The sequence below is a fragment of the Pseudoflavonifractor phocaeensis genome (assembly GCF_021531375.1).
Lineage (GTDB): Bacteria > Bacillota > Clostridia > Oscillospirales > Oscillospiraceae > Lawsonibacter > Lawsonibacter phocaeensis_B.
Window position 1 is genome coordinate 1 of the sequence record NZ_JADYTU010000011.1, and the last position, 21,539, is coordinate 21,539.

22 protein-coding genes are annotated in these 21,539 nt (G+C 63.0%); 2 read left to right on the forward strand and 20 right to left on the reverse strand.

Annotation, left to right across the window (positions count from 1 at the left end; translation table 11 throughout):
• Window positions 1–80 precede the first annotated feature (80 nt).
• From I6E39_RS05405 to I6E39_RS05490, 17 genes are all read right to left on the reverse strand, one after another.
• Window positions 81–494 carry an EamA family transporter gene (locus tag I6E39_RS05405; RefSeq protein WP_235380595.1) on the reverse strand — a complete coding sequence of 138 codons (414 nt, stop codon included), beginning with the start codon at window positions 492–494 and terminating at the stop codon, window positions 81–83.
• Between the two features lie 30 nt (window positions 495–524).
• Entirely contained in the window at window positions 525–1,358 is an 834-nt protein-coding gene (locus I6E39_RS05410; protein ID WP_235380596.1) for a pyridoxamine kinase, read from the reverse strand.
• A gap of 43 nt (window positions 1,359–1,401) precedes the next feature.
• Complete coding sequence (locus tag I6E39_RS05415) at window positions 1,402–2,085, reverse strand: alpha/beta fold hydrolase (RefSeq protein ID WP_235380597.1); 684 nt, start codon at window positions 2,083–2,085, stop codon at window positions 1,402–1,404.
• 65 nt (window positions 2,086–2,150) lie between these two features.
• The gene (locus I6E39_RS11070) at window positions 2,151–5,504 is read right to left on the reverse strand and encodes a PD-(D/E)XK nuclease family protein (protein WP_268842201.1); all 3,354 of its coding nucleotides are present in this window, start codon (window positions 5,502–5,504) and stop codon (window positions 2,151–2,153) included.
• Window positions 5,505–5,671: 167 nt separating this feature from the next.
• Window positions 5,672–5,929, reverse strand: coding sequence for a hypothetical protein (locus tag I6E39_RS05430; RefSeq protein ID WP_235380598.1), 258 nt, complete (start codon window positions 5,927–5,929; stop codon window positions 5,672–5,674).
• A 66-nt stretch (window positions 5,930–5,995) separates the two neighbouring features.
• Window positions 5,996–7,471 (reverse strand): IMP dehydrogenase, encoded by a 1,476-nt coding sequence (gene guaB / locus I6E39_RS05435; RefSeq protein ID WP_235380599.1) that lies wholly within the window; start codon window positions 7,469–7,471, stop codon window positions 5,996–5,998.
• A gap of 95 nt (window positions 7,472–7,566) precedes the next feature.
• Window positions 7,567–8,310: an acyl-[acyl-carrier-protein] thioesterase gene (locus I6E39_RS05440; protein ID WP_235380600.1), complete on the reverse strand. Its 744-nt coding sequence runs from the start codon at window positions 8,308–8,310 to the stop codon at window positions 7,567–7,569.
• Window positions 8,307–8,921 (reverse strand): hypothetical protein, encoded by a 615-nt coding sequence (locus I6E39_RS05445; protein ID WP_235380601.1) that lies wholly within the window; start codon window positions 8,919–8,921, stop codon window positions 8,307–8,309. Before I6E39_RS05445 ends, I6E39_RS05440 begins: the two co-directional genes overlap by 4 nt.
• Before the next feature lie 101 nt (window positions 8,922–9,022).
• Entirely contained in the window at window positions 9,023–10,045 is a 1,023-nt protein-coding gene (locus tag I6E39_RS05450; RefSeq protein WP_235380602.1) for a PhoH family protein, read from the reverse strand.
• A 246-nt stretch (window positions 10,046–10,291) separates the two neighbouring features.
• Window positions 10,292–11,536 carry a sporulation protein YqfD gene (locus I6E39_RS05455; protein ID WP_235380603.1) on the reverse strand — a complete coding sequence of 415 codons (1,245 nt, stop codon included), beginning with the start codon at window positions 11,534–11,536 and terminating at the stop codon, window positions 10,292–10,294.
• A 12-nt stretch (window positions 11,537–11,548) separates the two neighbouring features.
• Window positions 11,549–11,833 carry a YabP/YqfC family sporulation protein gene (locus tag I6E39_RS05460; RefSeq protein WP_235380604.1) on the reverse strand — a complete coding sequence of 95 codons (285 nt, stop codon included), beginning with the start codon at window positions 11,831–11,833 and terminating at the stop codon, window positions 11,549–11,551.
• 120 nt (window positions 11,834–11,953) lie between these two features.
• Window positions 11,954–12,331: a hypothetical protein gene (locus tag I6E39_RS05465; protein ID WP_235380605.1), complete on the reverse strand. Its 378-nt coding sequence runs from the start codon at window positions 12,329–12,331 to the stop codon at window positions 11,954–11,956.
• A gap of 22 nt (window positions 12,332–12,353) precedes the next feature.
• Complete coding sequence (locus tag I6E39_RS05470) at window positions 12,354–12,815, reverse strand: hypothetical protein (RefSeq protein WP_235380606.1); 462 nt, start codon at window positions 12,813–12,815, stop codon at window positions 12,354–12,356.
• Window positions 12,815–13,033, reverse strand: a complete 219-nt coding sequence (locus tag I6E39_RS05475) for a helix-turn-helix domain-containing protein (protein WP_235380607.1) — start codon at window positions 13,031–13,033, stop codon at window positions 12,815–12,817. Before I6E39_RS05475 ends, I6E39_RS05470 begins: the two co-directional genes overlap by 1 nt.
• Before the next feature lie 12 nt (window positions 13,034–13,045).
• Window positions 13,046–13,639, reverse strand: coding sequence for a DUF2975 domain-containing protein (locus tag I6E39_RS05480; RefSeq protein ID WP_235380608.1), 594 nt, complete (start codon window positions 13,637–13,639; stop codon window positions 13,046–13,048).
• 116 nt (window positions 13,640–13,755) lie between these two features.
• Complete coding sequence (locus I6E39_RS05485) at window positions 13,756–14,367, reverse strand: M48 family metallopeptidase (RefSeq protein WP_235380609.1); 612 nt, start codon at window positions 14,365–14,367, stop codon at window positions 13,756–13,758.
• Entirely contained in the window at window positions 14,364–15,410 is a 1,047-nt protein-coding gene (locus I6E39_RS05490; RefSeq protein ID WP_235380610.1) for a DUF2804 domain-containing protein, read from the reverse strand. Before I6E39_RS05490 ends, I6E39_RS05485 begins: the two co-directional genes overlap by 4 nt.
• Window positions 15,411–15,575: 165 nt before the next feature.
• On the opposite strand from I6E39_RS05490, the gene I6E39_RS05495 reads away from it, so the two are divergent.
• Both I6E39_RS05495 and I6E39_RS05500 read left to right on the forward strand, forming a co-directional pair.
• Window positions 15,576–16,754, forward strand: a complete 1,179-nt coding sequence (locus tag I6E39_RS05495) for a nucleoside recognition domain-containing protein (RefSeq protein WP_235380611.1) — start codon at window positions 15,576–15,578, stop codon at window positions 16,752–16,754.
• Window positions 16,755–16,854: 100 nt separating this feature from the next.
• Complete coding sequence (locus I6E39_RS05500) at window positions 16,855–17,067, forward strand: hypothetical protein (RefSeq protein ID WP_235380612.1); 213 nt, start codon at window positions 16,855–16,857, stop codon at window positions 17,065–17,067.
• Window positions 17,068–17,165: 98 nt separating this feature from the next.
• Here I6E39_RS05500 and gltA read toward each other — a convergent pair whose 3' ends face one another.
• The 3 genes from gltA to I6E39_RS05515 all read right to left on the reverse strand — a co-directional run bounded on the left by gltA (window position 17,166) and on the right by I6E39_RS05515 (window position 21,435).
• Complete coding sequence (gene gltA / locus I6E39_RS05505; RefSeq protein WP_235380613.1) at window positions 17,166–18,551, reverse strand: NADPH-dependent glutamate synthase; 1,386 nt, start codon at window positions 18,549–18,551, stop codon at window positions 17,166–17,168.
• A complete protein-coding gene (locus I6E39_RS05510; protein WP_235380614.1) occupies window positions 18,544–19,392 on the reverse strand; it encodes a sulfide/dihydroorotate dehydrogenase-like FAD/NAD-binding protein in 849 nt (282 codons plus the stop codon). The genes gltA and I6E39_RS05510 overlap by 8 nt, the downstream gene beginning before the upstream one ends.
• 96 nt (window positions 19,393–19,488) lie before the next feature.
• Window positions 19,489–21,435, reverse strand: a complete 1,947-nt coding sequence (locus I6E39_RS05515) for a bifunctional metallophosphatase/5'-nucleotidase (RefSeq protein ID WP_235380615.1) — start codon at window positions 21,433–21,435, stop codon at window positions 19,489–19,491.
• Window positions 21,436–21,539 lie beyond the last annotated feature (104 nt).

Genomic DNA, 21,539 nt, shown 5'->3' on the forward strand with positions numbered 1-21,539 from the left:
AAGCCATATTGTAAACCGTGCGTAGGGGGCGGCGTCCCCGACGCCCCATAATACATCCATAAACTAAAATTTTCCCTCTTTTACAAAATCAGCACGAAGGTACCTGCGGCAATCAGGGCGCCGCCGATCACCTTGGTCACCGTGACCTTCTCCCCCAGCACCAGAAAGGCCAGCACCATGGAGATGACCACGCTGAACTTGTCGATAGGGATGACCTTGCTGGCCTCCCCGATTTGCAGGGCGTGGAAGTAGCAGATCCAGGACAGTCCGGTAGCCAGGCCGGACAGGACCAGAAAGACCCATCCCCGGGTGGTAATATCGCTGATACCGGTGTGTTTCCCGGTGGCGAAAACGATGGCCCAGGCCATGACCAGCACCACCACCGTACGGATGGCGGTGCCCAGATTGGAGTTGATCCCCTCCATACCCAGCTTGGCAAGGATCCCGGTCAGAGCGGCAAATACCGCGGACAGCAGCGCGAAAACAGCCCACATACAATTTCCTTCTTTCTCTATCTCTCTATTTTACTCCTTCAGCACACTAAGAAACTTTTCAATGCGGATGCCCTTATTCTTCTCGATCTCATCCTGCTCCAGGAAGATGAGGCGCTCCAGCACGTCCATGGCCCGCTTGACTGCCGGACGCAGGGGCTGGCCCTTCAGCAGCTCGCCCACCAGGACGGCGGAGAACATGTCTCCGGTCCCCGGGAAGTGGACCCGGATGAAGCGGAAGGGGATGGTAAAATACTCCCCGGTCTTTCCCTCGTAGCCCCACACCACATGTTCTCCCGACTCCCGCGACACGCCGCTGGTGATGACCACCGACCGGGGGCCAAAGGCCAGCAGGCCGTCCACCACCCGGCGCGCTTCCTCCCGCGACAGGGACTCCCGCCCCTGGTACAGGCCGGTGAGGAATTGGGCCTCGGTCAGGTTGGGCACGATGACGTCGGCCACCCCGATGAGACGGCGCATATTCTCCACCGTCTCCTGGGTCACCCCGTTGTACAGCTTGCCGTCATCGCCCATGATGGGATCGGTCATGACCAGCAGGCCATCCTTCTTCTGGCTGGCGATGAAGTCCCGGATAATGCCCACCTGGGCCGCCGAGGCCAAAAAGCCGGTGGTGATACAGTCGAACTGGAAGCCCAGCTGCTTCCACACGTCGATGGCCTGCACCATATAGTCGGTGGTGTCCAGGATGGTAAACTTCCCGTAGTCCAGGGTGTTGGACACCAGGGCGGTGGGCAGGTTGTAGACGCTGTGGCCCAGGTTGGACAAAATCGGCAGCATGGCCGCCAGAGCCACCTTACCGTACCCCGGCATGTCGTTGATGATGAGGATGTTTTTGTTGTCTTCCATGGATCTTCCCTCTTTTACGATGTGATGTACTGTCCTTTGACGTTCAGCCCTTCTCCAGGAATTCCAGTACCAGGCTGTTGAATTTCTCCGGGTCCTTCCGGGCCAGGAAGTGGTCTCCCGGCAGAATAGCCAGCCGTGCGCTTGGGATGGGCGCGGCGATGGCACGGGTGTGGGACTCCAGGATCATGTCCTTCTCTCCCGCCACCACCAGAGTAGGCATCCGCAGGCTCCGCAGAGACAGGGGATCAATATGGGGCTGGGTGACCATCAGGTCCACCATCTCAAAGTCCGCCTGCTTCTTGGGGTCCGCCTTGCCCACGGCCTTGAGCCAGGTCCATTTCGCCTTGTCCGCCAGACGGACGCTCCGCTTCAACCCGTCAGGTTCCAGATTGGCTCCGTTCAGGATCAGTTTCTCCACATATTGGGGGTATTTCAGCGCGAAGATCAGGGCGATATTGCCCCCGTCGGAAAAGCCCAGCAGATGGCACCGGCAGATCCCCAGTCCGTCCAGGAACTCCTTCAGGTCCTCGGCAAACTGCTCCAGAGTAAAGGGTTCCTCTCCCCGGGGAGACTTGCCGTGGCCCCGGGTGTCCGGGGCAATGACCCGGTAATGGGCGGAAAAGGGGCTCATCTGATGCTCAAAATAGGTGTGGTCCTCCCCGTTTCCGTGGAGCAGCACCAGGGGAAAGCCCTCCCCCGCCTCAACATAATTCAGTGTAATGTCCATATCGGTCCCTCACAGTTCCTATGCCCCACCGGGGCAGTATCTTGATCGCGTGCAGCGCACGGCGTTCATTCCTCTTGCTCCACATTCTCCCAGAACTCCTGCGCGCCCACCGAGGGCAGCCAGCGCCGGCAGTCCCCGCCCCGGCCCTCCTCAAAGTGGCAGGCGGCGGCATAGTCGCAGTAACGGCAGGCGTTCTTCTCCGGCCCACGCCAGAAGGGGTCGGCGGAGATATCCCCCCGGGCAAGCTCCCGGCAGATCTCCTCCAGCACGGTCTGGATGTGGCGGCCCAGCTTTCCCAGCTGCTCCGCCGTAGCCAGTGCCTCCCCGGAGATGGCGCCGGTGGACTTGGACACCCGCAGGGGCAGAAAGCGGTAGCCGCCTTCTCCCGCCGGCTCCATCGCGTCCAGCACCGTCCGGTCATTGAGGACCAGCCCGCTGCGCCGCAGCTCCTTGTCCAGCGCCTTGCGCCAGGCCTCGTCGCTCATGGCCCGGCTGCCCCGGACCACCGCGTCCCGGGCGGGGAGGTAGAGCACCCCGGCCCCCTCCACGGGCAGGCCGTAAAGGTTTTCTCCTTTTTCCTCCAGGGTAAACAGGTACAGAAGCATCTGGAGTCCCAGGCCGTTCCACACCTCGGTGAGGTCAAAGGATTTTCGGCCCGTCTTATAATCCACCACCCGCAGATACAGCCTGCCGTCGTGGACCCAGCCGTCCACCCGGTCCACAAAACCGGAGACGCTGATGGTCACATCGTCCACCGTCAGTTCTACGGGGGGCAGATCCTCATTGCGTCCGAAGCCCAGCTCGAAGGAGATGGGCCTGAACCGGGAATCCATCAGCTCCTCGGCCACATTGTCCACCACCGCCTGGACGGACCGCAGCAGACGGCGGAACAGGTACCGGAAGCGGTCGGACTGGCCCTCCAGGCCGCCCAGCTCCTCCGACACATAGCGGTCCACCGCCTCCTGGGTCAGCCGGCGCAGCCGCTTTTTCCGGTCCTCCCCGGCCAGCTCCTCCATGCCGGGCAGGGCCGTCTGGCGGAACATCTCATCCTGGAGGACGTGCTCCAGCACATAGTGGACAAAGGTCCCGTATTCCGGTGCTGTAAAGCCGGCAGGCTTGCGGGGCTCCGCCTTCAGGCCGTAGCGCATAAAGTAGGAAAAATGGCAGGATTTATACTTGTCCATCCGGGAGGCGGACATGGGCACCCGCTTCCCGTACAGCCGGTCCACCGCCGGCCGGGACAGGCTGCCCCGCTCCCAGCGGGAGGCCCGGAGCAGACGCTCCACCTGGCGGGCGTATTCCGGCAAGCCCTCCAGGACCCGGCGGGCGGCTGGGTCCCGCCCCGCCTGCTCCAGGGCGGGCAGAGGGGCCTCCAGACGGAAGGAGCCGCCCAGGTCTCCCTCCCGCCGCACCCGGAGACCGGTGAACAGCAGTTTGAGCCGTTCCGCCAAGAAGCTGGGGCGGCGCTCCTCGCCCCCGGGGCCCTGGGCGGACCAGGACACCAACAGCCGCTGGCTGGGCCGGGAGCAGGTCAGGTATACGGTGGTCATCTCCCGGTACAGCAGGTCCCGGGCGGAGCTGTTCAGCTCCAGGCCGTAGACCGCCAGGAGAGACCGGTCGTCGTCGGACAGCAGGCCCGGGGAGCTCCCCACCTTGGGAATAGAGGCGTCGTCCGCCCCCAGCAGGATCAGAGCCTTGACCCGGTGTCCGGTCTGGCGGGTGGTCTCCCCCGCCGTCACCCGGTCCAGCGAGACGGGGATGGTGCCCACGTCGTACTGGGACAGCACCAGCCGAAACAGAAGGGCAAATTCCTCCAGCTCCATGGGTGTGTCCCCCAACAGGGCCGCGCACTGCTCCAGCCCTCCGCACAAAATCTCCCACAGTTGGCGGTATTCATCGGCCAGGGCGGGCTGTCCCCGTCGTCCCAGCTCCTCCACACGCTCTTCCAGCCGGTCGGGCAGCCCGATGGCCTCCATAAATGTGTAAAGGGCAACCGCCTGTCCCTTTCCTGTTTTCAAGGGATTTTTCCGCAAAAGCTCCAGCGGCTCCGACACGCTCCGCCGCGCCCGGTCCAGCCGGTCCAGCAGGGCTTTATCTTCCTCCTCCAGAGGAAAGCCATAGCCCCTGGGATGCCAGTTCCAGGCCTTGGCCTGGGTCCACCGGCTGCCCCGGATGTCCCACTTCAGCACATAGTTTTCCAGCAGGTCCCGGTCCTCCTCAGGCAGGTCGGTGAGGCCGGTCTTGAGGTAACGGAACACGTCCTCGTAGGCGTAGCCCCCCGCCACCGTATCCAGCGCGGCGGTGACCAGGGCCAGCACCGGTTTTTCCAGGATATCCGTCATCACCGAGGAAAACACCGGGACCCCATACCGGGGGAACACCGACTCCACCAGGTCCCGGTACTCCCCGTAATTCCGGGCCACCACACCGATATCCCGGAAGCGCAGCCCCTCCTCCCGGGTCATTTGGAGGATACGCGCCGCCGCCCACTCCACCTCGGACCGTGGGCCGCCGGCCTGGAACAGTTCTACCGAGCCGCCAGAGTCCACCGGATCGGTCTCCCCGCGGGCAAAGAGATTCTCTTCCAGAAATTTCAGTGCCTCCGCTTTTCTGGAACAATCGCTGACAAGGTGTTCCACCTCACAGGACGCCCCCGCTTTTTTGGCCAGCCGGATCAGCCAGGCCGCCGTCTTTCGGGCAGGCGAGAAGATGCCGGTCCCCCCCTCGTCTTCCTCCAGACGGTCGCAGGTAAGGGTCACGTTCACCGTCTCCGCCTGGGCCAGCAGTCTGCGGAGGACCTCCCCCTGCTGGGGGGTAAAGTCGGTAAAGCCGTCCAGCCACAGGTCCTTTCCCTTGGCCCAGAGGCAACTGTCCAATTTCTCCGCCGCCCGGGTCAGCCGGTCCCGGGGGTCTAGCGCTACGTGGGCGGTCAGGGCGTCATAGGCCCCGCAGATCAGCCCCAAGTCCCGCAGCTTGTCTCCCTCGGGACCACCCGTCTCCCGGCCGGCGGTGATGAGGACCTCGGACGGGACACAGCAGCTTTTCAGCTCGTCCACCGTTGCCAGCAGGGATTGGAGGAAGATGGGCCGACGGGAGGGCCGGCTGTACACCGTCAGCTGACCGGACACGGACTTGACGGCGCTGTACATCAGCAGCAAGCGGCCGCCTCCGTCCAACTCCTCCGTCCCCAGGCCTCCGGCCTGCTGGAACACCCGGTTGGCCAAGCGGCTGAAGGACAGCACTTCAGCGTAAAGGGAGACCCCGTCCCCGCCCATCTTACACAGGGCCCGTTCCGCCTCGTGGGACTGCTGCTCCGGAACAATGAGAACCTGGGGCCGCTCCTGGCCCGCCCGGCACAGGCGGTCCAGCACCGCCGTTGTCTTGCCGGCCCCGGCACGGCCCAGGATCAGCTTCAGCATCGGTCTCCCTCCTTTCGACAATATAATCAGAGGTTATTTTAGCACACTTTTTTTTCAAAAAAAAGAGGGGCAGCTAATTCTTCTTTTTTCCTGCCAATGACTCGGAGGATCTATCCCCCGGCTCGGAACAAAAACGGGACGCCGGCGGCGTCCCGTTTTTGACACTCTCACAGCTTGATCCCGTAGCGCTCCAGCAGAAGCTTCATATTGTTGTTGACCAGCTTTCTGGCCAGCAGCTCCTTGAACTGAACGGTCCGGTCCTTGCCCCGGCTCCGCAGGTCCTCTAGGGTCTGTGCGATGGTCACCTGTTCCCGCTGCAAATCCTCCGCCATGTCCTCGAAGGCGGCCAACCGGGCCAGGGCCTCCTCCATCCGCTCCGGATCCACCGTGATCGAGCGGTCGTTCTTTTGGGTATAGCGCTCCATTTTTTGTCTCTCTTTCGCAAAAACAGGGCCGCGCCGGTCCGGCGCGGCCCTGAACGGTCACAGCACTCAGGTGGGGTTGACGGTGTAGTTGGGAGCTTCCTTGGTGATATAGATATCGTGGGGGTGAGACTCCCGGAGACCGGCGGCGGTAATCTGCATGAACTGGGCGTTGCTATGCAGCTCCTCGATATTGTGGCAGCCGGTGTAGCCCATACCGGCCTTCAGGCCGCCCATGAGCTGGTACACGGTCTCGCCCACGGCTCCCTTGTAGGGCACGCGGCCCTCCACGCCTTCGGGGACCAGCTTCTTGTTGTTCTGCTGGAAGTAGCGATCCTTGGAGCCCTGATTCATGGCGGCCAGGGAGCCCATGCCGCGGTAGACCTTGAACTGGCGGCCCTGGAACACCTCGGTGTCGCCGGGGGACTCCTCACAGCCGGCCAGCAGGGAGCCCAGCATGACCACGCTGGCGCCGGCGGCCAGAGCCTTGGCGATGTCGCCGGAGAACTTCACGCCGCCGTCGGCGATGATGGGGATATCGTACTGAGCGGCCACGCAGGCGGCGTCATAGACAGCGGTGATCTGGGGCACGCCGATGCCGGCCACCACGCGGGTGGTACAGATGGAGCCGGGGCCGATGCCGATCTTGACGCAGTCGGCGCCCGCCTCGATGAGGGCGCGGGTGCCCTCGGCGGTGGCCACGTTGCCGGCAATCAGCTGGACGTCGGGATACAGGGACTTGATGCGCTTGACGCAGTTGAGAATATTCTGGGAGTGGCCGTGGGCGGAATCCAGAGCCAGCACGTCGGCGCCGGCCTCCACCAGGGCGGCGACCCGGTCCAACACGTCGGCGGTGACGCCGATGGCGGCGCCCACCAGCAGGCGGCCCTTGTCGTCACGGGCGGAGTTGGGGTATACGGTGGCCTTCTCGATATCCTTGATGGTGATGAGGCCTTTCAGATGGAAATCCTTGTCCACGATGGGCAGCTTCTCGATCTTGTGCTGGCGGAGGATCTCCTTGGCCTCGGCCAGGGTGGTGCCCTCGGGCGCGGTGACCAGGTTCTCCTTGGTCATCACGTTGTCAATCAGCTGGTTCATATCGGTCTCGAACTTCATATCACGGTTGGTGATGATGCCGATCAGCTTTCCGTTATCACAGATGGGCACGCCGGAGATCCGAAACTTGGCCATCAGCTCGTCGGCCTCCGCCAGGGTGTGGCCGGGGCCCAGCCAGAAGGGGTTGGTGATAACGCCGTTCTCACTGCGCTTCACCATATCCACCTGCTCGGCCTGCTGGCTGATAGACATATTCTTATGGATGATGCCGATGCCGCCCTCCCGGGCGATGGCGATGGCCATGCGGTACTCGGTGACGGTATCCATGGCGGCGCTGATCAGGGGGATGTTCAGATGGACCTTGCGGGTCAGACGGGTACGCAGATCAATGTCGGCAGGCAGCACATCGCTGGCGGCGGGGATGAGCAGCACGTCATCAAAGGTAAGCCCCTGCTTGACAAATTTCTGGGCGGCGTCCTGATTGACCATAGCTTACAACTCCTTTTCTATTCCCCGGCTGACCGGGGCGTCTCTTTGGCTCCAGTTAGATATTAGGAATATTTTACCCCCCTGCTCCGGGGTTGTCAAGGAAGCACTTTGCCAAAAAACAGGGCGGCTTCAAAGCGAGATTTGCCGCTCTCGTCCATACCGCGGACATAGGCGTTTTCCGCCTCCTCCGCCGCCTCCATGGTGATGAGGTCGCCGGGGCGGCACTCGGCCAGGTAGCCGATCTGCATGGAGGACAAGAACCGGTCCTCCTCCAGCCGCTCCAGGTGGACGGCGTCACAGGCGAAATCGGCGTACCGGGTGTTGTTCACATGGCCGTTGATATCGGTATCGCTGTACCGCATGAGGCGGTGCTCAGCCTCACGCAGGTTTTCGGGGCAGTGCAGCTTGCTCAGGGTCCGGTCCTTGCACAGCTCACCGCCCCCGGTGCCCGCCAGCTCCCGGATGGCGGACAGCCGCATCAGCCTGTGGGTCTCCACATTGGCCAGCACCCAGCCGGACACAGACTCGCCCACCGGCTCGCCGTTCACCAGGATATCGTAATCCCGGTACATCATGGCGGCCTTGCCTCCCCGGTGCCAGGTACGAATGGTGATATCCTCCTCCCACCTCAGGGGGCGGTCCAGCCGATACCAGGACCGGGCCAGCATCCAGAAGGCTCCGTAGCCCTGGATGAGGGTCTCCCGGCCAAAACCGCCCGCCTCCGCCGCCAGGGTAGCGGCGATCTGAAGGTGGTTGAGCAGAGCCGAGGCCTTGCAGATCCCCCGGCCGTCCACGTCCATGCCGGCCAGGCGGACCTTATGTTCGTAATACAGGCTCATTCTCTCCCTTTCCCCCGGATCAGCAGATTGGTCTTGCAGCAGATATCGTCGATGTCGTCGGCGGTGGCGGCCGGAATCCGCATCTGGGCCCCGCAGTCCGCGCAGATCAGATCCACCGAGCTGTAATTGACCTGGAAGGTCCAGTTTTTGCTGCCGCAGGCACAGGAGATGCCGCCTCGCTGGGCAATGTCCTTGATCTCGGACAGGACCTCGTGCATGACGATCTCATCCAGGAAGGCGCCCTTCTCCTCGGCGTCCTCCTCCAGCTTGTCCACCGCCTGCTCCAGCCGGGCGGTGGCGGCATAGACCGGCCCCTCCTCCCCCACATAGCAGCAGTCCAGGCCGGAGGCGGCGCAGGAGAAGGCCAGTGCCTTCTCCCGGATGAAGGCGTGAGAGGGGCAGGACACCTCATGCTCCCGGCCGCAGAACAAGCAGGGCACCGTCAGCTGGACCCGGTTGGGCATAAAGTCCACCGTCAGCTCCGACTTGCCGCAGGGACATTTGATGTGGTTGGTGGTGGCGGCCAGGGCAAACAGGTCCCGCTCCACGATCACCGACTGGCGGCAGTGGGGGCAGATATAGGATAAAAAACGCTTTTTCTCATGTTCCATACCATGGGTTCTCCTTTGTATCAATCGCCATCCGCGCCGTCCGCGGACGGCCGCACAGGGCCGCCCCTGCATCAGGATGGGACGCACAGGGGGCTCTGTTCTTATTTCTTCCGGAAGTTCTTATTCCCGCCCTTGTGGAAGGGGGGCTTGTTCTGGTCGGGCTTCTTCTCGATCCCCGCCTTGTTCTTCTCAAAGGCGTCAATGATCTTGCCCACCAGCCGGTGGCGGACCACGTCGGCCCCGGACAGGCGGATGACCTTGATGTCGTCGATGCCCTCCAGGATCTGGGCGCACCGCTCCAGTCCCGAGTCCTCGGGGGAAGGCAGGTCGATCTGGGTCACGTCGCCGGTGAGCACCATTTTGGAGCCCTCGCCCAGACGGGTGAGGATCATCAGGTGCTGGGAAATGGACATGTTCTGGCACTCGTCGCACAGCAGGAACATGGACTTCAGCGTCCGGCCCCGCATATAGGCCAGGGGCGCGATCTCGATGATCCGCTTTTCCATGTAACTCTGCACCGTCTCCGGGCCCAGCATCTCGTCCAGAGCGTCGTACAGGGGCCGCAGGTAGGGGTCCACCTTGTTTTGCAGGTCGCCGGGGAGGAAGCCCAGCTTCTCCCCCGCCTCCACCGCCGGGCGGCACATAACAATTTTGTTGACCTTCTTGTCCTTCAGCGCCCGGACCGCCTCCGCCACCGCCAGATAGGTCTTGCCCGTGCCGGCAGGGCCGATGGAGATGGTGACGGTGTTCTCCTCAATGGCCTTGATATACTTTTTCTGGCCCAGGGTACGGCACTTCACCGGGGCGCCGCTGTAGGTATAGGCCACCACGTCCTTCATGGCGGTGACGGTCTCCTCCGCCCGGCCCTGGCGCACCGACTCCAAAGCCCGCACCACGGCGAACTCGTCGATTTTTTCCCCGATACCCCGCATCTGGTTCAGCATCTCCAGGGTCTGGACCGCAAGGCGGATATTACCCTCCTCCTGTCCGGAGACCTCCACGTCTCCATCCCGGGTGACCAGCTTCACTCCCAGTTCCTGTTCCAGGATCCTCAGATTGGTGTCGCTGACGCCAAACAGGTCCTGCATGGTCAGAACATCCAGTTCAATCTTCTCTGATGCCAACGATCTTGTCCTCGCTTCCGTGTGGTATTTTTTCTAGTATATGCTTTTTTTCTCCTCTTTTCAATATCCCAATCAGGAAGAAATTCGCGCGGAAAAGCCGCCCCAGGCAGTTCCTCGCGGCAGGCCGTGTGCCGGTCAGGCACCCTTCCGTGGGACGCATCGTGACGCGTTCCTGCGCCCGCACTTCCGGTCTTACCGCAGGGGCGGCCCCATGGGGCCGCCCGGAGGTGGTAAGAAGCCCCCGCTCTACGGGGTATCTGTTTCTTCCTGCTGCGGCGGCTCCTCGGGCAGGACCACGGTTCCCGGGACCTCCTTTCCGATCTCCTCCCGGCACTCGGCCATCAGCGTGACCCGGAGCAGCCCCCCTTCCACCCGGGCGGAGCAGGCGGAGGACTCCACCGTGCCGTCCTCCCCCACCAGCTGCTCCAGCCGGGCCGCCAGCTGGTTCTCCAGCATGGTCTGAGCCGCCTCCAGATTTACCTCTACCGTCCGGGGGATGTACGCCCGGCGGACCTCCCGCTCCAGGGAGAGTGGCAGCGCCGCCCCTCCCGGCAGGACCGCCCGGCGGCTCCGGGTCACCTGGTCCCAGGCCTCCCAGTCCCCGCCGCCGTCCCATAGGGTGATCCGCCGTCCCAGCACACAGAGGGACCAGCGGCTCCGCTCCCCTCCGGTGTACTCCTTCACCACAGTCTGGGTGGGGATGACCGCTGTCAGCTCCCGCCAGGTCCTGGCCCACACCCGGCCCCGGGCGTGGGTTTGGTAGTACCGGGCGGGCAGATCGCTGTACTCCGGCGGCTCCATGGTCACCGTCCCGGAGATCAGCACCTCCCCCGCCAGCACCGTGTCCCCCTCCTGTACCACAGCGTCCCCCAGCTCCGCCTCCACATGGGTAATGATGCCGTCGGCCTCAGCTACTACATCGTAATACTCTTTCTCGTCCAGCCGCTTCGGTCTGGGCACCCGCTCCCGCACAATGACCTCCAGCCGGGTGCCGTGGAGGTTGATGCCCATCCAGGACAGGTCCTCCAGCTCCAGCATGGCCTCCTGGGCCACCTGCTGCCGGTCGATGGAGGGTCCGTACACCCCCGGCCGGACGCCCAACTGCCGCAGCTGGGTGAGAATGACGGCAGTGGGCACCCGGTCGTTGCCCGTCACCTCAATGGTAAGCACGAACCGGGACAGCACCGCCACGGCGCACAGGGACAGGGCCAGTCCCGCCAGAAAGGCGTACCGGCTCCGGAACCGGAGGAGAAAATCCGGCAGTCCCCGGCTTTTCTCCACCGTGACCTGACAGTCCACCCGCTCCGCCAGACGGCGCAGCAGGGACAGCGTCCGGCGGCGGGTGACAAAGCGCAGGGTGTTCCCGTCCAACCAGGTCACCGCCCAGAAATCCACCTGCTCCTGGGCGCAGAGATTGACCAGCCGCTCCGGGAACGGACCGGTGACGGTCAGCGTGACCATTCCCCGGAGAAAATTCATCAGCCACTTCATGCTCCCGCCCCCTCAGCCCAGCTGGATCTGGGTGATCCTGCCGGTGACCAGAAGCTCCAGCCCAGTCATGGCCCGCAGCTCCAGGTCATGGCCGGTGATCTTGACCACGAAGGCTCCGCCGCTGACATGGATCTCCTCCGTCCCATAGGCCAGAATGCCCTTGTGGTTCTCCATGCGCAGCTCCCCGTCCCCCACCAGCTCCAGCCGGGGCAGTCCGGTCAGGGCGTCGGCGGGCAGATCCAGCAGCTCCGCCGTTTTTTCCAGCAGCCCGGGCCGGCGGGGTCTCTTATCTCCCATGAAAAATCACCTCTCCCCTATTTGTATGACAGGGAGAGGTGAAACTTGTTATTATGTTCTTTCCTTTCTTAGATACATTTCTCAAAGATCAAATCTCACAGGGCGGCGGGCAGGACCAGGTCACGCAGCGCCATCTCCATCCAATGCTTCCTCCCTTACCGACACCGTTCTGTCCTCCTCCAGGGTCAGCCAAATGGGCCGTCCCCGGTAGCTTGCCGTCGCCCGGCCCAGGGGCCGGTCATTCTCGTCAGCCAGAGTGACGGTAAACCGCCCTGTCTCCCCCTCCAGGGGAATCCCGAAGGTCTCGCCCCGCTCCAGCAGGGCCCGGCCCCCAGCGTCCCGCACCCCCATGGTCTGGTCCTCCCAGTCCAAGGCAACGGAGTAGATCACAGTTCCGCTGTCGTTGACCACGATCAGGTCACAGGGCTCCCCGCTTTCGCAACAAGCGGACAGGGACAGGCAGATGGCCGCCGTCAAAGTAATCAGAGCTCGTTTCATCTCGCTTCCTCCATCGCCTCGGTCAGAACCGGGCCTCGTAGTAATACCAGCAGGGAGCCAGCCGCTGAACATAGCAGGTGTTGTCCCCCTCCGGCTCGTAATAGAGCCGGCCCTCGCCCTGTGCCTTCCAGTAGTCCCAGGCATCCCCCTGAAACCCCAGCGGACGGTCGTCGGGGACATAGTTCACCCCCCAATAGGCGGTGGAGGAGCCTAAGCCGGAGCCGTCGAAGGAGAACTCCACCACTGGAGTATCGGCATATTTTCCGTAAAGCATAATTCCTTTCCAGTCATTGGGCGGTGTAAGTTCTTCTGTGTTTCCTTGTTCCAGTGCCAGAAGTGCCAGCTTCTCCAGGGCGGGGCGGTCCGCCTCAAACCGGGCTGTCACCCTGTCCTGCGGGCTCTCCCGGCCCATATGCCAGCCCGCCAGCAAAATAGCGGCCGCCGCCAGCAGGACCCACAGACGCCGTTTTCCCTTTCGTGCCATCACCGCGCCTCCTCATCCGGGACGAACTCCAGAATGTCCCCCGGCTGGCAGTCCAGTGCGGCGCAGATGGCCTCCAGGGTGGAGAACCGGATGGCCCGGGCCTTGTTGTTTTTCAGGATGGACAGGTTGGCCATGGTGATGTCCACCTTCTGGGCCAGCTCCCCCAGAGACATTTTCCGCTTTGCCATCATTACGTCCAGATTGACGACGATCCTCATTTCCCCGCCCCCTCAGATGGTCAGATCCTGGTCTTCTTTCAGTTCCGCCGCCTGACGGAACAGGGCGGACATGACCTGGAACAGCAGACCCGCCATGAAAAAGGCCGGGACAAACAGCGTGTTATAGGTAAACAGCGGCGCCGCGTTTCTTTCCATCCACAACCATAGAATCAGGCGCACCAGAGCCGCGCCCGAGATCAGCCAACAGCAGATGGCGGCCCGCTTTAAGGCATGGGCATTGACCATCCGGAAGGGGTCACCCGCCAGAACGGTATTCAGCACCTTCTTGGCCTGCCACAGGATCAGTGCGGTGCAAATACCGCACAGCCAGTAGAACAGGGTCAGCAGCGAGGTGTACGCTTCCCCCCAAACGGCGGTCCAAGAGGTAAGGAAAACGACAGCTATGGGAAAATGCGCTTCGTTGCCCTGTCCCAGCCACATTTCTACTTCCTCCTTCACGGCCCGGACCAGCAGACCTGGGCCGCCGTCGGACACATAGGCCACAATCCCGGGCACCAGCGGCAAACAGATCAGATTCAACACCAGCACAGCAAGGACCAGAACTCGGAGGACCTTTGCCAAATGCCGGACCGTATTCTTTTCCATGGAAGATTCCCCCTTTTGTGGCCTCATCTTATCATCGCGAAAATTGACTGTCAATATATTTTTATTGTTTTTCGATAAAATTAAGAAATAGAAAAACCCGGCCAGGCCGGGTTCTCCTAAGTGATCTCCTGTCGTTCCAGGGCGGCAACACAGCTCTTCAGCTCCTTCCGCCGCTGCCGCCAGTCGGGCATGAGGGCGTCCATTTTTTGGTAAAATCCGGGACCGTGGTCGTGGTGAAGGAAGTGGACCAGCTCATGGAGGGCCACATAGTCCCGCAGGCGCTCCGGGCACCGGGCCAGAGCGGTGTTCAGCGTAATGTAGCCCTGCCGCCAATGGCAGTTGCCCCACTGGCTTCGCATGGCCCGCAGCTTCAGCTCCGGCATGACCACGCCCAGCGGGGCGGTCAGAGGGTAGACCCGGGCCAGGGCCTCCTCCAGCATCTCCCGGCACTTCTCCCTGGAGGGGAGCGGCGGCAGCTCGGGCGCTTCGGCCTGACGGGCCCGGGCCGCCGTGATCCACGCCCACTTCTCCCGCACCATCTGGTCCGCCCGGCTATCTGGGCAGCCGTAGGGGATGGACAGGCTCAGAGCGCCCCCCGCCCCCATCCGAAGATTCAGGTTCTTGACCCGCTTTCGGACCAGTGTGTAGATGATGATGCCCCCGGGGGTGTCCACCATCCGGGTCTGCCCGGGGCCGGGACTCCCCCGCCGGGCCGGATGATGACTCACCACTTGTTGACCACCTTTTCCGCAAAGCCCGTCAGGTCCCGGAACTGGAGGGTCTCCCCGTGGTCCAGCACCGCCCGCCCGGTGAAGCGGCCAAAGACCTGGTGCTGGTCCGACTTGAGTACCTTCACGTCGGTACAGGCCGCCCGGTCCAGAATGGGCCGAAACTCCATCTCCAGCCGGCCGTCGTCACTGGTGAAGGTCCAGGGGGACAGCCAGTCCTCCCGCCCCGGCTTTCCGGGGATATGGAACTTCACATGGGACAGCTTATGGACCTTTCCGCCATAGATCAGCGCGTTCTCCGTGGCGGCGGAGCCGTCTCCAAAGCCATAGCCCAGGTTGAAGCCGAAGAGCTCCCCATCCACCAGACCGGAGGCGGAGCTCCAGTACCAGGTATTTTTGTAGGTCCACACGCCCCGGCCCCAATCCAGCACGGCGAAGGAATCGGCGGGGTCGAAGCGGTAGGTCTCCTCCCCCAGCGTCACCGTCCCAGCCGCCCGCAGGCAGTTGATCTTCCGGTTGTAATAGAAGTGCCCCGGTTTGTCAAAGGGGGTGCAGATGACCACGGACTCCTCCGGCTGGTCAAAGAGAGTCACGCTGCCCTGGATGGTCCGGTCCTCCCGGAAGTGCTCCATTTGGAATACCAGCTGCCGGGTCGGGCCCAGTTCCTTGCCGTCGGTGTGGAGGAAGGTCAGGCCATAGCCCTTCCCGGAGCTGGCCGTGGTCCCCCGGTCGGCGGAGGCGGGCAGACCGGTGTGGCCCAGGGGCAGCACCCGCATGGGGCTTTTGGTCACCTGCCATCCCTCCTGAAAGTCCATCCAAGAAACGGAGTCCAGGCCCATATATCCGTTGTCCGCCACGGTCAGCGCCAGGGCAAAGCGGTCATTGGCAATCAGATAGTAGTCCCACTCCTTGATCCGCAGCGGAGAGGCCTTGATGGCCTTGCGCTCATAGACCGGGTAGGGCTGTCTGGCCCAGCCCGCCTGGGTCAGCTCCCCCTTTTCGCTGAGCAGGGGGATGGTCTTTGTGATCTCATGCTGCCACATGGCATGTCACCTCATTTCCTGCCCCCATTATACCCCGTTTCCTCCACGGGAGCAATTCTTTTTCCCGGACAGGCAAACCCGGAACCCATCACACATATATAAGTTACGGTCCGCCCTCCTTGCTGGAGGACGGCGCCGCAGCTTACCCTGTTGGGAGGTGATCTCATGGGCCGTCTGATCGGTAAGCGGAAATACCGGGACCTGTTCCTGGGGGTTGGGCTACTTCTGGCCGCGGGGGCGCTGGTGGCCTGGCCCCGGCAGGCCATGGCCGCCATGCGGGATGGTCTGAGCCTGTGCGGAAACGTGATCATTCCCTCCCTGTTTCCCTTCTTCGTCCTGTCCTCCCTGGTGGTGGAGCTGGGCATGTCCCGGTATCTGGGCAGACTGCTGGAGCCGGTGATGGTCCCCCTGTTCCAGGTCAACGGGGCCTGCGCCTCCGCCCTGGCTCTGGGCATCATCGGGGGCTACCCCGTGGGGGCCCGGACCGCCATTCACCTGTACCAGAACGGCCAGTGCTCCCGGACGGAGGCGGAGCGGCTGCTGGCCTTCTGCAATAACTGCGGCCCCGCCTTCATCCTGGGCGTGGTGGGGGCCGGGGTGTTCGGCAGCGGACGGGCGGGGCTGGTCCTCTATCTGGGCCATCTGACCGCCTCACTGCTGGTAGGGCTGATTTTCCGGTTCTACCGCTCCGGCGAGGGCCCGCGGCAGGCCGGAACGGGCCATGTCCAGTTCCAGACGGCCAGCGTCACCGCCGCTTTCACCGGCTCGGTCCTCAACGCCCTTCAGTCCACGTTGAACATCTGCGCCTTCATCCTCTTTTTCACGGTGGTCATCCGGATGCTGTCCCTCTCCGGAGTGATGGCCGCCCTTGCCCGTCTGCTTTCTGCCCTGCTGGCCCCCTTGGGCCTCTCCCAGACCTGGGCGGAACGGCTGCTCACCGGACTGCTGGAGGTCTCCTCCGGCGTGTCCTCTCTCACCGACGGCTCCCTCACCAGGCGGATGTCCATGGCCGCCTTTATGCTGGGCTGGGCGGGAGTCTCCGTCCACTGCCAAGTCATGGCCTTTCTGGGAGACAGCGGCCTGTCTCTGCGGACCTACCTGGCGGGAAAGACCCTGCACGGCCTGTTCTCTGCCCTCCTCATGGGCGCTCTGGCCCGCCTGCTGCCCATGGACACGCCGGCCTCCGCCTATCTGGCAGAGCAGACCGAGGCCATCGCCTGCATGGACTTCCACCAGGCCCTGACCATTTCCGCCGCTGCGGCCTGGGCGGTCTGGCTTCTCTTTCTTCTGCTGACCGCCTGGGTGGTGAAGCGAAGCGGACACAGACGAATGAGCGCCATGTAAGGAGCAGTTCAGAAAATCCGGCCGGTCTTGGCCGGAAGGCTTGCGGCTTTGTTCAATCCGCATTATAATAGGGGCAGTAACGGAAAAGGGAGAGTGCCCCATGAATCTGTTCCAGAAGAAGATCGAGCCCCGCTGTACTTACTGCGTCCATGGCCGTGCCATGGGGGAGGACCAGGTGGTGTGCCCCAAGAAGGGCGTCATGGCCGCCGGGTCCCACTGCCGCTCCTTCAAATATGACCCGCTGAAGCGGGTTCCCCCCCGCCCCGCCAAGTTCAGCGGCGGCGGACTGAGCGGCGACGACTTTAAGCTGTAAAAATCACGCGCCCCGGAGCAGCCGCTCCGGGGTCTTTGTTGCATATAGAAAAACAGAGCCGCATGGATATTCCATGCGGCTCTGAATCATTGCACTGCTTACTTCTTGCTCTGAATGTACTCGTCGATGGACTTGGCGGCGCTCTTGCCGGCGCCCATGGCCAGGATGACGGTGGCGGCGCCGGTGGCGGCGTCACCGCCGGCAAAGATGCCGGGGACAGAGGTGGCGCCAGTCTCGTCGGCGGCCACGCAGCCCTTGCGGGTCTCCTCCAGGCCGGGGGTCCCGGAATAGCTCATCTTGTTGGCCTGAGTGCCCAGGGCCATGATGACGGCGTCCACCTCGGTCTTGAACTCGCTGCCCTCGATGACCACGGGGCGGCGGCGGCCGGAGGCGTCGGGCTCGCCCAGCTCCATCTTCACACAGGTGATGGACTGGACATGGTTCTTCTCATCGCCCTCGATGGAGATGGGGTTGGTGAGCAGGTCGAAGATGATGCCCTCCTCCTTGGCGTGGTGGACCTCCTCGGCACGGGCGGGGAGCTCGGCCTCGGAACGGCGGTAGACGATATGGACCTCGGCGCCCAGGCGCTTGGCGCAGCGGGCGGCGTCCATGGCCACGTTGCCGCCGCCGACGACGGCTACCTTCTTGTTGTGCAGGATGGGGGTTGCGGCGTCCTCCTTGTAGGCCTTCATCAGGTTGATGCGGGTCAGGTACTCGTTGGCGGAGTACACACCCACCAGGGACTCGCCGGGGATCTTCATGAACATGGGCAGACCGGCCCCGGAGCCGATGAACACGGCCTCATAGCCCATCTCGAACAGCTCGGTGATGGTCAGCACCTTGCCGATAACCATATTCAGCTCGATATCCACGCCCATCTTCTCCAGGTTGGCCACCTCGCGCTTGACGATGGCCTTGGGGAGACGGAACTCGGGGATGCCGTAGCTCAGCACGCCGCCGGGGGTGTGGAAGGCCTCGAAGACGGAGACCTCATAGCCCTTGCGGGCCAGCTCGCCGGCGCAGGTCAGACCGGCGGGGCCGGAGCCGATGACGGCTACCTTGTGGCCGTTCTTGGGAGCGGTGGCAACGTTGGCGATGCCGTGCTCCGCGGCCCAGTCGGCCACGAAGCGCTCCACACGGCCGATGGACACGGGCTCGCCCTTGACGCCCCGGACGCACTTGCCCTCGCACTGGTTCTCCTGAGGGCAGACGCGGCCGGAGATGGCGGGCAGGGCGTTGGCGTTGGACAGGATCTCATAGGCGGCGGCGATGTCGCCCTCGGCCACCTTGGCCAGGAAGTCAGGGATGGGGATACCCACGGGGCAGCCGCTGACACAGGCGGGGTTCTTGCAGTGGATGCAGCGCTGGGCCTCGTTCATGGCCTGCTCCAGGGTGTAACCCAGGGCCACTTCTTTAAAATTGGCGTTACGGACATTGGGCTCCTGCTCCGGCATGGGAGTCTTGGTCATCTGCATGTTAGCCATTCATGGCACCTCCTCCCAGACGGCAGAGATGCTTCTCTTTCGCCTTGGCTTCAAATTCTTTATAGGTCGCGTTCCGGGCGATCACTTCGTCAAAGTCCACCTTGTGGCCGTCAAAGTCAGGGCCGTCCACGCAGGCAAACTTCACCTCGCCGCCCACGGTGAGCCGGCAGCAGCCGCACATGCCGGTGCCGTCGATCATGATGGGGTTCATGCTGACCGTGGTGGGGATGTTATACTTCTCGGTGAGCTTACAGGCAAACTTCATCATCATCAAGGGGCCGATGGCAAAGACGTGGTCAAACTTGACCCCGCTGGCGATCAGCTCCTCCAGCTTGCCGGTGACAAAGCCGTGGTAGCCGTAAGTACCGTCGTCGGTGCAGATATGCAGGTCGGTGCAGGCGTGGGACATCTCTTCCTCCAGGATGACGATGTCGCGGGTCTTAAAGCCGCCGATCAGGTCCACCTGGTTGCCCGCCTCGTGAAGGGCGCGGGCCACGGGCAGAGCAATGGCGCAGCCCAGGCCGCCGCCCAGAACAGCCACACGGCCCAGATTCTCCACCTCAGTGGGGACGCCCAGAGGGCCCACGAAATCGTGGAGGCAATCGCCCTCGTTGAGCTGGTCCAGCGCCAGGGTGGTACCGCCAATCTTCTGATAGATCACGGTGACCAGTCCATCCGCCGCGCTGGAGATGGTCAGAGGAATCCGTTCTCCCTCTTCATCCACGCGCAGAATGATGAACTGTCCTGCCTTGGCCTTGGCGGCCACCAGAGGCGCGTACACCGAGATCTGACCGATCTCCGGTGTCAGCGTCTTTTTCTTTGCGATCTGATACTTCTTCACTGCTGATCCTCCTCGTAACATGTATTGCCGGATCTATCCCGGCACCCCTTTGATCCATTTTAAATAGAACGCAGACATGCCGCGCAGATCATGATCTTACCGGCCGAACCGCCGGCGGCGGTATCCTCCGCCATAGCGGCGGCGCCGCTGCCGCCGGACCAGAGCCCGGACCACCAGCACCACTGCCAGCACCGCCAGAGCCAGCACCAGCACAGTTACCAGGGTAATCCAGTTGGGATGCTTCAACAGCTGGATGGGGCTCCAGCTGTGGCTGACGGTCTTTCTGCCGTCCGTCCGGGCGTAATGAGCGGACAACCCCTCTGAGCCGAAGGACTGGAGATAAGCCGCCAGAGCGTACCACTCCTTGATCTCGTTGCCGTTCTTATCCCGAAGGATACATTGGTCAAAATCGGTAACAGGGCTCCCGTCGGCCATTTTGGGCTCCAGGGACAGCAGGCCCAAGGACTTGCTCTTCACTGTGCCCAGCATCTGGGCGGAGTACATCCCGGTGACCACCCGGTAGAGCTGGCTATCATTGATTTGGGTAGAGGTTTTCTCTGTCCATCCGTTTTCGTAGGAAGGCCCCTCCAGCGCAGCGTCCATCACACGGTTGAAGAACATCCGGTTGACATTGAAGGAATACGGCATTCCGGACATGTAGAGCTGGGCGGCGGGCATGATGGGGGTCACCGAGGCGTCCACCTCGGCGGCGGCCTTCAACTCCTTGCCGGTGAGGTAGACTTCCACCAGGGGAAAACCGGAGGTGCCGTCGCTGCCCACCCCCATGGACAGCACATCAAAGGCCATGGAGGTGGTGATATCCCCCGCCGGGAGATCGGCGCGGAGCACGCCGTCGGCGGTGACCGCCACGGTGGGCACGTCGGTTGTGTTGGCGGCCAACGTTCTGGCCGCCCAGTGGAAGGCGTCCGCCACCAGCTCACCCAGGGCGTTGCCCTCCTGAACGCCGGACTCCGGCGTCTTCAAATCAAATCCGCTGGTGGTCAGCACCTGGTCATAGGTCAGGCCGTACCGGGCCAGATAGCCCGAGCCCACCTGGCTCTTCCACCCCTCCACCAGAGCGGCGATCTCCGGGTCCTCGGGCAAGGTCTCGTCGATGGGGATGAGCCGGTAGTCGGCGAGGGTCTTGGTCCCGTCCTCCCCCCAGGTCAGGGTAATGGACCCCAGGTTTTCACAGTAGGGCCCGGAGGAGACAATATAGGTATCCCCCACCACCAGGGGCTGCGTCAACGTGGTGTGGGTGTGGCCGGAAACGATCAGGTCGATGCCCTCCACCTGTTCAGCCAGCTGTTCGTCCTCAGACAGCTTCTTTTTCTCGTTGGTCCCGCTGTGGGACAGGCAGATGATGAACTGGGCCCCCTGCTCTTTTAGGGCGTCCACGCACCGCTGGGCCCCTTCCGCCCGGTCCCCCAGGGCAAAGCCGGAGGTAGGGGCACAGTCGTGGGAGTCCTCCCCCATCAGGCCGAAGATACCGTAGGTGACGCCGCCCCGCTCCAGCAGCATATAATCCTTCACGCCGTAGGCGGCCATGGCCCGCTGAATATCCAGCTGGTCCGGGTCATCGGCGGAGGGACGGTAATTGGCCATCAGGAGGTCTGGCACCTTGTCGCCGCTGAGGACAGCGGCCCGCAGCATCTGGGCAAAGCCCACACCCCTGTGGTCAAACTCGTGGTTGCCCACGGTGGCCGCGTCATAGCCCATGGCGCCCATGGTACGCAGCTCGGCGGCCTGGGTGGTGTACAGGGTCTGGATCAGAGAACCGATGGAAAAATCGCCCCCGTCCAGCACCAGGGCGTCTGGATGCCCGGCCCGTTCCCGGTCAAGGGCTGTCTTTAACCGGGCATAGCCCCCCGACTCTCCCCCGTCTTCCGTCTGCTGGGGCAAGAAGTGGGAATGGAGGTCGTGGGTGAACAGGACGGTGGTCTCATAGGTCTGGGCCGCCCCTTCCGCCCCGGCGGCGGGAATCATCAGGACCAGCAAGGCCACAGCCATCAGGAAACTGGAAATACGGCGCAGGCGCTTCAAGGGACACCCATCCTTTCTCACTGTCATTTTGCCATAAAACCGCGTCACAAAATAATCCTATCGTGCCGAAAAATTGTCGGATAATCGCTTTTCGCTAAAGCGCT